The sequence below is a fragment of the Stenotrophomonas sp. yr243 genome (assembly GCF_900184195.1).
GTDB classification, from domain to species: Bacteria; Pseudomonadota; Gammaproteobacteria; order Xanthomonadales; family Xanthomonadaceae; genus Stenotrophomonas; species Stenotrophomonas lactitubi.
Window position 1 is genome coordinate 298,497 of the sequence record NZ_FXWT01000003.1, and the last position, 13,096, is coordinate 311,592.

The following is a 13,096-nucleotide window of genomic DNA, read 5'->3' on the forward strand; positions in this document are numbered from 1 at the left end:
GAGGCAGGGCGCAGATCGACCGGTTTCATCGCCCCCAGCCGGGTTTCGTCGCAAACCGTTTGCCCGGGCCGGGGCAGGGCGCCAAGGTGACGGCAGGCGGCGGGGTGCCGCCGAGGGAGCCTGTGATGAAGACCTTGTTCGCGCTCGGTGTGTGGTGCCTGCTGTTCGCGCTGTGCTGGCCGTTGGCGATCCTGGCGTTGATGGCCTGGCCGTTCGTGTGGCTGCTGAGCCTGCCGTTCCGCCTGGTCGGCATCACGTTCTCGGCGCTGTTCGCCTTCCTGCGCGCGCTGTTCATGCTGCCGGCACGCCTGCTGGGCGGTGGCCGCGGCGCGGTGACGGCATGAGGCCGCTTGCCATCGCGACGCTGGCGCTGCTGATGGCGGCGCCGGCCTGGGCCAAGCAACCGCCGTCGGCCTACCTTGAGCGTCAGCACTCTGCAGACAAGTCGGAAATCAAAACGACCGACAAGGACGCCGGCAAGGAGAGCTGCCGGGTGGTGAAGGAATGGAAGGTGGGTGAGGTGATCGCCCAGCACCGGATCTGTGACGATCCGCCAGAGCTGGACGCCACGGACCGGAAACGGACCCCGCAGCAGCGTTGAAGCAGGAGGCCGGTCTCGGTCAAGCAGCATCAGACGAATCAGCCCGATGGCGGTCGCCCGATGGCCAACGACCGGACCAGCTCTTCGCCGGTAGCGGCGATTTCGAAATCCACGCCGTTGAAGGTTACGGAATTGCCGTTTGCCAGCGCATACCTCGGCAGGCCTTCGACCACGCTTGTGCCGGGAAGAATCGTTGCGTCGAAGTGCGGCCAGAACTTGAATACCAACACTCTTCGGCCATCTTCGCCGCGAGTCTCGATTCGTTCGTTTTCCATGGAGATCTCCACTGTCTGAGCAGCCCCACGAGCAGGTGCGGGAGCACCACCTGTCGCGCATCCGTGGCTTGGCGATGCAACGCGACCTCAGGGGTGAGCCTACCGCACTGGAGGTCGACGCCCGTGTGAGGGCGAGGGTGACACCGCTTGCCTGCCACGCGCCGAGTGCCAATGGGCTCCGCCCTTGTTCTGCAGTCATCGTGCAACAAAAAACCCCGCCGAAGCGGGGTTTTCAGCATCCGGGGACGCCGACCAGCGGCCGGCACCACCAGATGGATCAGTTCGCCTTGTGGATCGCGCGCTTGCTCACGGCCATTGCCGCGTCGTGCACCACTTCCGACAGCGACGGGTGGGCGTGGCAGATGCGCGCCAGGTCGTCGGCCGAACCGCTGAACTCCATGGTCAGCACGCCTTCGTGCACCAGCTCGGACACGTTGGCGCCGACCAGGTGCATGCCCAGGATGCGATCGGTTTCGGCGTGGGCCAGAACCTTCACGAAGCCTGCCGGCTCGATCATCGCCACGGCACGGCCGTTGGCGGCGAACGGGAAGCTGCCGGCCTTGTACGGGATGCCCTCGGCCTTCAGCTGCTGCTCGGTCTTGCCGACCCAGGCCAGCTCCGGCTCGGTGTAGATGACCCACGGAATGGTGTCGAAGTTGACGTGGCCCGGCAGGCCGGCGATCAGTTCGGCAACCGCGATGCCTTCCTCGAAGCCCTTGTGCGCCAGCATCGGGCCGCGCACGCAGTCACCGACCGCCCAGACGCCGTTGACGCCGGTGTGGCAGTGCGCGTCGACTTCGATCTGGCCACGCTCGTTGATCTTGACGCCGGTACCTTCGGCCAGCAGGCCCTTGGTGGCGGCGCGACGGCCGACGGCCACCAGCAGCTTGTCCACCACCAGCGACTTCTCGCCTTCGGCGTCGGTGTAGGTCAGGGCGACTTCCTTCTTCTTGCCCTTGCCGGTCACTTCGGCCTTGGAGACCTTGGCACCCAGACGGATGTCCAGGCCCTGCTTCTTGAATTCCTTGGCGGCGGTCTTGGCCACTTCGGCATCAGCCGCCGCCAGGAAGTCCGGCAGCGCTTCCAGGATGGTCACTTCCGAACCCAGGCGCTTCCACACGCTGCCCAGTTCCAGGCCGATCACACCGGCGCCGATCACGGCCAGGCGCGCCGGCACTTCGGTGAAGTCCAGGCCGCCGACGTTGTCGACGATGGTGTCACCGTCGAACTTGGCGAACGGCAGTTCGATCGAGTCCGAACCGGCCGCGATGATGACGTTGGTGCCCTTCAGCTCGACGACCGAACCGTCATGCTGGGTGACCTTGACCACGTTGCCCGGCTGCAGTTCGCCGAAGCCGTAATAGGCGGCGACCTTGTTGGCCTTGAACAGCATGGCGATGCCGCCGGTGAACTGCTTGACGATCTTGTCCTTGCGGCCAACCATCGCCCCGACGTCCATCTTGGCATCCTTGAAGCTGATGCCGTGGTCGCCAAAGATGTGGCCCATGTTCCAGAACTGGCGCGAGGAATCCAGCAGCGCCTTGGACGGGATGCAGCCCACGCGCAGGCAGGTGCCACCCAGGGCCGGCTTGCCGTCCTTGCCCAGCGCTGCGTCGATGCAGGCGGTCTTCAGGCCAAGCTGGGCCGCGCGGATGGCAGCGTGGTAACCGGCCGGGCCGGCACCGATGACGACGACGTCGAATTGTTCAGCCATTGAAATAGTCCTTGTTGCATTACCAGAACCCCTCCGCGCAGGCGCGGAGGGGCGGGAGGTCTCTTACAGGCCGAACAGCATGCGGCCCGGGTTTTCCAGCTGGTTCTTGATGTCCACCAGGAACTGCACCGAGTCCTTGCCGTCGATGATGCGGTGATCGTAGGACAGCGCCAGGTACATCATCGGCGCGATCACGACCTGGCCGTTCTGGGCGATCGGACGCTCCTTGATGGCATGCATGCCCAGGATGGCGCTCTGCGGCGGGTTGATGATCGGGGTCGACAGCAGCGAACCGAAGGTGCCACCGTTGGTCACGGTGAAGGTGCCGCCCTGCAGTTCTTCCAGGCTCAGCTTGCCGTCACGGGCCTTCTTGGCGTAGTCGGCGATGGTCTTTTCGATGTCGGCGAACGACATGCGTTCGACGTTGCGCAGCACCGGCGTGACCAGGCCCTTCTCGGTCGACACGGCGATCGAGATGTCCGAGTAGCCGTGGTAGATGATGTCTTCGCCGTCGATCGAGGCATTGACCAGCGGGAAGCGCTGCAGCGCGTTGGCGGCGGCCTTCACGAAGAAGCTCATGAAGCCGAGCTTGATGCCGTGTGCCTTGACGAACTCGTCCTGCAGTTCCTTGCGCGCCGCCGAAACCTTGGACAGGTCGACTTCGTTGAAGGTGGTCAGCATGGCGGTGGAGTTCTTCGACTCCATCAGGCGCTCGGCGATGCGCTTGCGGATGCGGGTCATCGGCACGCGTTCTTCCGGACGTGCACCACCGGCCTTGCCGGCGCCGCCGTTGCGGGCGAAGTTGACGATGTCTTCCTTGGTGACGGCGCCACGACGGCCGGTGCCATCGACGTCGGCCGGATTCACGCCTTCGGTGATGGCGCTGAAACGGGCGCCCGGCGGCAGTGCATCGGCAGCCGACTTGGCAGCCGGGGCCGGAGCAGCGGCTGCGGCGGGAGCGGCAGCGGCCGGAGCGGCCTCGGCCTTCTTCTCTTCGGCAGCCGGAGCCGGGGCAGCGGCCACGGCGCCTTCCTCGATGATCGCCACGACCTGGCTGGAGGTCACGGTCGCGCCTTCGGCGAACTTGATTTCCTTGATCACGCCATCGACCGGCGACGGCACTTCCAGGACGACCTTGTCGGTTTCCAGGTCAAGCAGGTTTTCGTCGCGCTTGACGGCGTCGCCCACCTTCTTGTGCCAGGTGGCGATGGTGCCGTCGGCGACGGATTCGGGCAGTACCGGGGCTTTGACTTCGGTGGCCATGCGGGAGCTTCCTGGTTTGTCTTCTAAATAGGGGGAGAGTTATTCAGCGAACGAGTCGTTGAACGGGTTGACCAGTGCATCGGCGACCAGCTGCTGCTGTTCGCGGACGTGGTCAGCCATGTGACCGGCAGCCGGCGAAGCCGAACGTGCGCGACCGGCGTAGTGCAGGCTCTGGCCATCGGCCAGGCAGAACTGCAGGTGGTGGCGGATCTGGTACCACGCCCCCTGGTTCTGCGGTTCTTCCTGCGTCCACACCACGTCGGTGGCCTTGCCGTACTTCTTCAGTTCGGCAGCCAGCAGCGCACGCGGGAACGGATACAGCTGCTCCACGCGGATGATCGCCACGTCGTCCTGGCCACGCTTGGTCTGGTCTTCCAGCAGGTCGTAGTAGACCTTGCCCGAGCACAGCACCACGCGCTTGACCTTCTTGGCATCTGCATTGGCATCGCCGATCAGGTGCTGGAACTCGCCATTGGCCAGCTCGTCCAGGGTCGACACGGCCAACTTGTGGCGCAGCAGCGACTTCGGCGACATCACCACCAGCGGCTTGCGGGTGGTGAGGTGCTGCTGGCGACGCAGCATGTGGAAGGCCTGCGCCGGGGTCGACGGCACCACCACCAGCATGTTCTCCAGCGCGCACAGCTGCAGGAAGCGCTCCAGGCGCGCCGAGCTGTGTTCCGGACCCTGACCTTCATAACCGTGCGGCAGCAGCAGGGTCAGGCCGGAAATGCGGCCCCACTTTGCTTCGCCGGCGGCGATGAACTGATCGATCACCACCTGGGCGCCGTTGGCGAAGTCGCCGAACTGGCCTTCCCAGATGCACAGGGTGTTCGGATCGGTGGTCGAGAAACCGTACTCATAGGCCATCACGGCTTCTTCGCTGAGCAGCGAATCGATGATGGTGGCCTTCTCCGGCGAATCCACCAGCTGCCGCAGCGGCAGGTAGTAGTTGTCGGTCTTCTGGTCGTGCAGGATCGCGTGGCGGTGGGTGAACGTACCGCGGCCGACGTCCTGGCCGACCAGGCGCAGGGCACTGCCTTCGTCCAGCAGGGTGGCGTAGGCCAGGTTCTCGGCAAAGCCCCAGTCGCCCGGGATCTCGCCAGCGGCCATTTTGCGGCGGTCGTCGTACACCTTGGACACGCGCGAGTGCAGCTGCACTTCTTCGGGCACGGTGTTGATCAGCTTGGCCAGTGCCAGCAGCTTGTCCTTGTCGACCTTGGTCGAGATCGGGTCGGACAGCTTGCCTTCCAGCAGCTTGGGCCAATCAACGAACAGCGGGCTGGTCGGCGGGGTCTTCTCGACCTTGGCCAGCTCGGTGGTCACTTCACCGGCATCGAGCTTCTCGCGGTACGCATCGACCATCGCCTTGCCGGCACCGGCGGCGATCACGCCCGCCTTTTCCAGCTGCTCGGCATACATTTCGCGGGTGGTGGCGTGCTTGCGGATCACCTGGTACATCAGCGGCTGGGTGATCGCCGGCTCGTCGGCCTCGTTGTGGCCCCAACGGCGGTAGCACATCAGGTCGATGACCACGTCCTTGGCGAACTTCTGGCGGAACTCGAAGGCCAGCTGCGCGGCGAACACCACCGCTTCCGGATCATCGCCGTTCACGTGCAGCACCGGTGCGGCGATCATCTTCGCCACGTCGGTGGCATAGCGCGTGGAGCGCGTATCCAGCGGATTTGAGGTGGTGAAGCCGACCTGGTTGTTGACCACGATGTGCACGGTGCCGCCAACGGCGAAGCCGCGGGCCTGCGACATCTGGAACAGCTCCATGACCACGCCCTGGCCGGAGAAGGCCGCGTCGCCGTGGATCAGGATCGGCATCACCTGCTTGCGTGCGGTGTCCTTGCGGCGCTCCTGGCGCGAACGCACGGAACCGGCAACCACCGGGTCGGCGATTTCCAGGTGCGACGGATTGAATGCCAGCGCCAGGTGGACCGGGCCACCTTCGGTGGACACGTCGGCGGAGAAGCCCATGTGGTACTTCACGTCGCCCGCCGAGGCGTGCTCGTCGTGCTCGAACTTGCCTTCGAACTCGTCAAACAGCTTGCGCGGGTTCTTGCCGAGGGTGTTGACCAGCACGTTCAGGCGGCCACGATGGGCCATGCCGACCACCACGTCCTTGACGCCATCCTTGCCGGCGCTGCGGATGATGGTGTCCATCATCGGGATCAGCGAGTCGCCGCCTTCCAGCGAGAAGCGCTTCTGGCCGACGTACTTGGTGTGCAGGTAGCGCTCGAGGCCTTCGGCGGCGGTCAGGCGCTCCAGCGTACGGCGCTGGGTGTCAGCGTCCAGCTGGTAGTTGCCACCGGCCAGTTCCAGCTTCTTGTAGATCCACTGGCGCTGCTCGACCTCGGAGATGTGCATGAACTCCGCACCGATCGAACCGGTGTAGGTCGCCTTTAGGCGCGCCAGCAGGTCACGCAGCTTCATGCGCGGCTGGCCACCCACGCCGCCGGTGCTGAACTCGCTGTTGAGGTCAGCATCGGACAGGTTGTGGAAGGGCAGGCCGAGGTCCGGGGTGTTGACCGGAGCAGCCAGGCCCAGCGGGTCCAGGCGGGCGTCCAGATGGCCACGCGAACGGTAGGCGGTGATCAGGCGACCGACATTGCGCTCGCGCTCATCGCCTGCACCGGTGCCGGTGCCCGCTTTCAGCGCATCCTTGGCCGCGTCCGCGATGTGGGAAATGACGGCCGAGTGCGGAATGTCGCCTGCTTCGCGGCCCTTGAAGCCGTCGAAGTAGGTTTTCCATTTGGGATCGACACTATCCGGGGAGACCAGGTACTGCTCGTACAGGTCCTCGACATAGGAGGCGTTGCCGCCGGCGAGTTGCGAAGATTGCGCAAACTGCTTCAGTTGATTGTCCACGATGGAGGGTGCTGATTCGCTTTGTGGGGTATGGCTTCAGAAGGACCCGGCACGAAGATGAATAGCCATGCACGGGCGCGTTCAAACGGCCAAATTGTACCCCCATCCGGACACGAAGGGGCAGCGAGGAGGGCATCGGGCGTCCCCCGGTGTCGGTCCCAGACAGGTTGAGCGCACCGGTCGCGGTCAGATGCCGAGCGCGCGCAATTCGCTGCATTCACGCGAACGGTCCCAGACACGCTGCAATTGCTGCTCGAACGGCTGCGAACGTGCCGGCAGCGCGATTGCGGATTCGCCGTCGAGGCGATGACCGATGAGACGAAAGTAGAAGTCGCCGGCATCGTTGAGCAGGCAGGCCGAGGCCAGGGCGCGATCGATCGGATCGGCCACCTCGCGGAACTGGATCACACTGGGAAGGCGCTGGAACAGCGCCAGCAGCGGCGCACCTGCGCTGGCGATGGCGGCCGCGTCATGCACGATCACCCGCAGCTGCTTGTCGTGGCGGGCGGTGACGAAGCGGCGCAGGGCCGCCTGCACCGGTGGCGCATCCAGCAGGCCGGGGTCCAGCTGCCGGCTGTGCAGCCACAGCCGGCGGCGTGCGCGATGGATGATCGCCGTGGTGATCGCCAGCGCTTCAGCGCGGCTGTCGATGGCGGAAACGGCGTGCAGCCGGCGACGCATCTGCTGGTGGCCGATGCCGGCTTCCTCGAATTCCGGGCCTTCCGGCAGGAAGCCCTGGCGGGCGTAGAAGTCGCGTGCCGGCAGCTGCGCATGCAGATGCAGCTCGGCCAGACCGAGCTGGTGCCCGGCCTGTACCAACGCCTCAAGCAGGGCCTCGCCGACGCCGTGACCGCGATACGCAGCCAGCACCGCCATGCGGCCGATACGACCATCCGGCGCCAGCCGCCCGGTGCCGACCGGTTGCCCGTGGGCATCCAGGGCCAGCACGTGGGCGCAGACCGGGTCCAGGGCATCGCGCTCCAGAGCGGCGTCGATGCCCTGTTCCTGCACGAACACCCGCTGGCGCACGTCGTGGATTGCGACGTGGGCCTCGGCATGGCGGACCTGCTGGACCCGGAGCGGGCTCATGGTTCAGCCGCGGCTGGGGTCGCTGTCGTCTTCGTCGTGGTCGTCGAAGTTGACGATCACTTCAATGCCGTCGTCGTGCACGGTCACCAGATGGACGTCATCGGACATGGCGTCAGCGTCGATGACCTCGACCTGCTCACGGCCCTCGATCACCTCACCCAGCACCTCTTCCTCCTCCTCGGCATACACCTCGTTCGGATCGATCAGCTGGAACACGCCGCCGACCAGCAGTTGCTGGACCACCGCACGACCCTTGTCGGACAGGCCGCGGTAGGCGGCTGCGTCGAGCTGCTCGGCACCGGCCAGGCGCTGCGCGTCCTTGATCGGCAGGGCGAAATCCTGGCCGCTGACGTACAGGCTGGCGCCACGCTTGGCCCGGCGCCAGGCCAGTCGCGCCCACGGGTGACGCTGCAGCAGCAGGCCCGACTGCAGGGCCTCGAGCACTTCTTCCTGCGGCGGCGCGGCCTGGTGGGCCATCACCTCGCCGGCGGCGCGGTAGGTGGTGATGAAACGGCCGAACCAGTCACCCAGCTTGTCCGGGTCGTTCATGCGGATGGCGTTGAGCGCGGTGATCACCCGCGCCATCGCCACGGTGTCGATTTCGTTCGGGTCTGCCGGTGCCTTCAGGTCGGCATCCTGGTAGCGGATGTTCTCGTCGGCGTCGGCGATCAAGGTGTCCAGATAGTCACTGATCAGCTCGGCCGAGGACGGCGCGCGCATGCCGAACGAGAACGTCAGGCAGGGGTCTTCAGCAACGCCGTGATGCGGCACGTTTGGCGGCAGGTACAGCATGTCGCCCGGCGCCAGCACCCAGTCGTGGGTCGGCTTGAACACCTGCAGCAGCTTCAGTTCCACGTCGGGGCGGAAGCCCAGCGGCGGGCGCTTGCCCTTGATCGATTCGCTGGCATCGATCTGCCAGCGGCGGTGGCCGTGGGCCTGCAGCAGGAAAACGTCGTACTGGTCGACATGGGCGCCGACCGAGCCACCGGTGGCGGCGAAGCTGATCATCACATCGTCCATGCGCCAGCGCGGCAGGAAGCTGAAGTGTTCGATCAGGGCGCGCACGTCCTTGTCCCACTTGTCCACGTCCTGCACCAGCAGGGTCCAGTCGTGGTCGGGCAGGGCCGGGAAGATGTCTTCCTGGAACGGGCCGCTGCGCACGCGCCAGCTGTCCTGGGCCTTGTCGTGCTCGATCAGGCGGGCCAGCACGCCCTCTTCGCAGGCCAGGCCCGCCAGGTCTTCCGGCTGTACGGGGGTCTGGAAGTCGGCGAACGCGTTGCGGATCAACAGCGGGCGTTTCTGCCAGAAGTCGCGCAGGAACACGGCCGGGGACATGCCCAGCGGCTGGCCACGACGGGCGTGGACTTCGATAAGGGGGGAGGTGGACTTGCGGGCGGCCATGGGGGAGTTCCTTGCAGCGGAAAGCGGGAGGGGCGGCGTGGCGGGCCGCCAAGGCCTCCATTGTCCGACGTTCGTTGGGATTGCGCACGTGTGGTGGTTTGTCGCGGGGTGCCGGCCAACGGCGGAGCCCCTCGTGGCGGTCGGGTTCAAAGCAAAAGCCGCGCTTGGCCGGGCGGGTGGGCTGCGCGGGGGACGCCGTGAACCCGTCCCTGGGGGCTTGGCCGCGGCATCCATGCCGCGGACACCCCCGCGCAGCCCACCCGCCCGGCGCCTGACAGCTTCCTGCGTGGCCCGCCACGGAATGGAAAGAAGAAAATCAAAGGCAAGAGCGGGTCGCGCGCTGCGCTTGCTCGTGCATCTGTAGAGCCGAGCCCATGCTCGGCCTGCTGTTGGAACAAGCAGCCGAGCATGGGCTCGGCTCTACAAAGACCCCAAAACCAAAGAGGGACGCGGCGAAGCCGCGTCCCTCTTTCAAATTCCGTCCCGACAACCCAATGCTCTTCGATCCGTCACCGGACAACTCTCAGAGGTGGGGCGGGATGGGCCAGCGGGACCGTTGGCGCCATGGATGGCGCCATCGAGCCCCCATGGATGGGTTCACGGCGTGTCCCGCTGGCCCATCCCGGCCCGCCCAGCTAGCAGCAATCCAGAGCCGCTTTTGACGTTGCCGTTGCTGTTGCCGTGGCCGTACAAGCCTGCCGCAGGCAGCGCCCACGGCCGCCGCCGCAGGAAAACCTCAGATCTTCTTCGCCAGCGACTCCGCCAGACCGGTATAGCTGCCCGGGGTCATGTCGAGCAGGCGCTGCTTGGCGTCGGCCGGCAGCTCAAGCCCCTGCACGAACGTGCGCATCGACTCGGCCGTGATGCCCTGGCCACGGGTCAGTGCCTTCAGCTGCTCGTACGGGTTCGGCAGGCCATGGCGGCGCATCACCGTCTGCACGGCCTCGGCCAGTACTTCCCAGGCCGCATCCAGATCGGCATCCAGGCGCTGCGGGTTCACTTCCAGCTTGCCCAGGCCCTTGGCCAGCGAATCGAGCGCCACCTGGCTGTGGCCGAACGCGGTGCCCAGCGCGCGCAGCACGGTGGAGTCGGTCAGGTCGCGCTGCCAGCGGCTGATCGGCAGCTTCGCGCTGAAGTGCTCGAACAGCGCATTGGCGATGCCGAAGTTGCCTTCGGCATTCTCGAAATCGATCGGGTTGACCTTGTGCGGCATCGTCGACGAGCCGACTTCGCCTTCCTTCAGGCGCTGCTTGAAGTAGCCCAGCGAGACGTAGCCCCAGATGTCGCGGGCCAGGTCGATCAGGATGATGTTGGCGCGACGGGCGGCATCACCGATCTCGGCGATGTTGTCGTGCGGCTCGATCTGCGTGGTGTACGGGTTGAACACCAGGCCCAGGCCGGTGACGAAGCGCTCGGCGAAGGCCGGCCAGTCCACGTCCGGGTAGCTGGCGACGTGTGCGTTGTAGTTGCCGACCGCGCCGTTGATCTTGCCGGTCAGTTCGACTGCGGCAATCTGCCGGCGCTGGCGCTCCAGGCGGGCGACCACGTTGGCCAGCTCCTTGCCCAGGGTGGTCGGCGAGGCGGTCTGGCCGTGGGTGCGCGACAGCATCGGCTGGCCGGCCTGGGCGTGGGCCAGGGTGCGCAGTGCGTCGGCGACGCCGTCCAGGGTCGGCAGCAGCACTTCGCGACGGGCCTGCTCCAGCATCAGGCCGTAGCTGAGGTTGTTGATGTCTTCGCTGGTGCAGGCGAAATGCACGAACTCCAGCGCCGGTGCCAGCTCGGCATCGTCCTTCAGCTGTTCCTTGATGAAGTACTCCACCGCCTTGACGTCATGGTTGGTGGTGCGCTCGATTTCCTTCACGCGCGCGGCCTGGGCCGGGCTGAAGCCGCTGGCCAGCGCACGCAGGCGGACGATGGCGGCGTCGGAGAACGCGGCCAGCTCGACGATGCCCGGCTCGGCGGCCAAGGCCAGCAGCCACTCCACTTCGACCGTGACGCGGGCCTTGATCAGGCCGTACTCGGAGAAGATCGGGCGCAGGGCGTCGACCTTGCCGGCATAGCGGCCATCGAGCGGGGACAGGGCGAGCAGGGCGGATTCGGACATGTCGGCAGGGAAGGGCGAGCGGCGGGGGCCACATTCTACGACGTGCCGGGCGGGAGCGCCCTGTAGAGCCGAGCCTACGCTCGGCTGCTCCTCAGACGCCAGACCGCAGATGCAGCCGAGCGTGGGCTCGGCTCTACAACACAATCGGCCCTGCGGATGAAACGATCTGGCCCGTCCTCGCCATCCCACGCTGCGGACAAGGGAGTATCGTTGTCGCAGCCGCCAGCCCGGGAAGCGACACCCTGCCAGCCGCCGCTTCCCTTTCCCCAACCGAAGTAGTGCGGAGTTGATGCAATGAGCAAAGCTGCAAGCAAGAGCGCCCCCAAGGGTTTCCGGATCGAGCACGACAGCATGGGCGAGCTGCAGGTGCCTGCCGACGCCCTGTGGGGCGCGCAGACCCAGCGCGCTGTACAGAATTTCCCGGTGTCGGGCCAGCGCATGCCGCGCGGCTTCATCCGTGCACTGGGCCTGGTCAAGGGAGCCGCCGCCGGCGTCAACGCCGAGCTGGGGCATCTGCCGAAGACCGTGGCCAAGGCCATCCAGTCTGCCGCTGCTGAAGTGGCAGACGGCACGTGGGACGCGCAGTTTCCGATCGACGTCTACCAGACCGGCTCGGGCACCTCCTCGAACATGAATGCCAACGAGGTCATCGCCACGCTGGCCAACCGCGCCGGCAAGGCAGGCAAGACCGCCGTGCACCCGAACGATCACGTCAACCAGGGGCAGAGCTCCAACGATGTGATCCCGACGGCGCTGCGCGTGTCGGCCGTGCTGGCCACCCATGAGCAGCTGCTGCCTGCGCTGGTGCACCTGCGCAGGACGTTGGACAAGAAGGGCCGCAGCCTGCGCAAGGTGGTCAAGACCGGCCGCACCCACCTGATGGATGCGATGCCGCTGACCTTCGAACAGGAATTCGGTGCGTGGTCGGCGCAGCTGGCCTCCGCACAGGAGCGCATCGAGGACAGTCTGAAGCGCGTGCGCCGCCTGCCGCTGGGCGGTACCGCCATCGGTACCGGCATCAATGCCGACCCGCGCTTCGGTGCGCAGGTGGCCAAGGCACTGAAGCAGCAGACCGGCTTCAAGTTCGACAGCGCCGAGAACAAGTTCGAAGGCCTGGCCGCGCAGGACGACGCGGTGGAACTGTCGGGCCAGCTCAATGCGCTGGCGGTGGCCCTGATCAAGATCGCCAACGACTTGCGCTGGATGAATGCCGGTCCGCTGGCGGGCCTGGGCGAGATCGAACTGCCGGCCCTGCAGCCGGGGTCCTCGATCATGCCGGGCAAGGTCAATCCGGTGATTCCGGAGGCGACGGTGATGGCCTGCGCACAGGTGATCGGCCACCACGCGGCGATTACCGTGGCCGGCCAGACCGGCAACTTCCAGCTCAATGTGACACTGCCGCTGATCGCGGTGAACCTGCTCGATGGCATCGGCCTGCTGGCCAATGTATCGACCCTGCTGGCCGACAGCGCCATTGCCGGGCTGAAGGTGCGCGAAGACCGTGTGGCCGAAGCGCTGGCACGCAATCCGATCCTGGTGACCGCGTTGAACCCGATCATCGGCTACGAGAAAGCCGCAGCCATCGCCAAGCGTGCCTACAAGGAGCAGCGCCCGGTGCTGGACGTGGCGCTGGAAGACAGTGGCCTGGCCGAAGCCGAGCTGCGCCGGTTGCTGGACCCGACGGCGTTGACCGCCGGTGGCATCCAGGCCGGCGGCGGTGGCGCCGGCGGCTGATCTGCAATCTGCACTCTGTAGAGCCGAGCCTATGCTCGGTTCTA

10 protein-coding genes are annotated in these 13,096 nt (G+C 66.3%); 3 read left to right on the top strand and 7 right to left on the bottom strand.

Going from position 1 to position 13,096, the window contains the following annotated elements:
- Positions 1–125: 125 nt before the first annotated feature.
- Together QOL57_RS14125 and QOL57_RS14130 are read left to right on the top strand one after the other, a co-directional pair.
- The gene (locus QOL57_RS14125; protein ID WP_089236144.1) at positions 126–344 is read left to right on the top strand and encodes a hypothetical protein; all 219 of its coding nucleotides are present in this window, start codon (positions 126–128) and stop codon (positions 342–344) included.
- Positions 341–601: a hypothetical protein gene (locus tag QOL57_RS14130; protein WP_089236143.1), complete on the top strand. Its 261-nt coding sequence runs from the start codon at positions 341–343 to the stop codon at positions 599–601. The genes QOL57_RS14125 and QOL57_RS14130 overlap by 4 nt, the downstream gene beginning before the upstream one ends.
- Positions 602–639: 38 nt before the next feature.
- On the opposite strand, the gene QOL57_RS14135 is transcribed toward QOL57_RS14130, so the two are convergent.
- The 7 genes from QOL57_RS14135 to purB form a co-directional block, all read right to left on the bottom strand.
- Complete coding sequence (locus QOL57_RS14135) at positions 640–876, bottom strand: hypothetical protein (RefSeq protein ID WP_089236142.1); 237 nt, start codon at positions 874–876, stop codon at positions 640–642.
- A gap of 277 nt (positions 877–1,153) precedes the next feature.
- Positions 1,154–2,590 (bottom strand): dihydrolipoyl dehydrogenase, encoded by a 1,437-nt coding sequence (gene lpdA / locus QOL57_RS14140; protein WP_089236141.1) that lies wholly within the window; start codon positions 2,588–2,590, stop codon positions 1,154–1,156.
- A gap of 63 nt (positions 2,591–2,653) precedes the next feature.
- On the bottom strand, positions 2,654–3,853 hold the full coding sequence (gene sucB / locus QOL57_RS14145) for a dihydrolipoyllysine-residue succinyltransferase (RefSeq protein WP_089236140.1): 1,200 nt from the start codon (positions 3,851–3,853) through the stop codon (positions 2,654–2,656).
- Positions 3,854–3,892: 39 nt separating this feature from the next.
- Positions 3,893–6,724 carry a 2-oxoglutarate dehydrogenase E1 component gene (locus QOL57_RS14150; RefSeq protein ID WP_089236139.1) on the bottom strand — a complete coding sequence of 944 codons (2,832 nt, stop codon included), beginning with the start codon at positions 6,722–6,724 and terminating at the stop codon, positions 3,893–3,895.
- A 186-nt stretch (positions 6,725–6,910) separates the two neighbouring features.
- Positions 6,911–7,813 (bottom strand): GNAT family N-acetyltransferase, encoded by a 903-nt coding sequence (locus QOL57_RS14155; RefSeq protein WP_089236138.1) that lies wholly within the window; start codon positions 7,811–7,813, stop codon positions 6,911–6,913.
- A gap of 3 nt (positions 7,814–7,816) precedes the next feature.
- On the bottom strand, positions 7,817–9,214 hold the full coding sequence (locus tag QOL57_RS14160) for a cupin domain-containing protein (protein ID WP_089236137.1): 1,398 nt from the start codon (positions 9,212–9,214) through the stop codon (positions 7,817–7,819).
- Between the two features lie 736 nt (positions 9,215–9,950).
- Entirely contained in the window at positions 9,951–11,318 is a 1,368-nt protein-coding gene (gene purB, locus QOL57_RS14165; RefSeq protein ID WP_089236136.1) for an adenylosuccinate lyase, read from the bottom strand.
- A 294-nt stretch (positions 11,319–11,612) separates the two neighbouring features.
- On the opposite strand from purB, the gene QOL57_RS14170 reads away from it, so the two are divergent.
- Positions 11,613–13,052 carry a class II fumarate hydratase gene (locus tag QOL57_RS14170; RefSeq protein ID WP_089236135.1) on the top strand — a complete coding sequence of 480 codons (1,440 nt, stop codon included), beginning with the start codon at positions 11,613–11,615 and terminating at the stop codon, positions 13,050–13,052.
- The last annotated feature ends 44 nt before the right edge of the window (positions 13,053–13,096 follow it).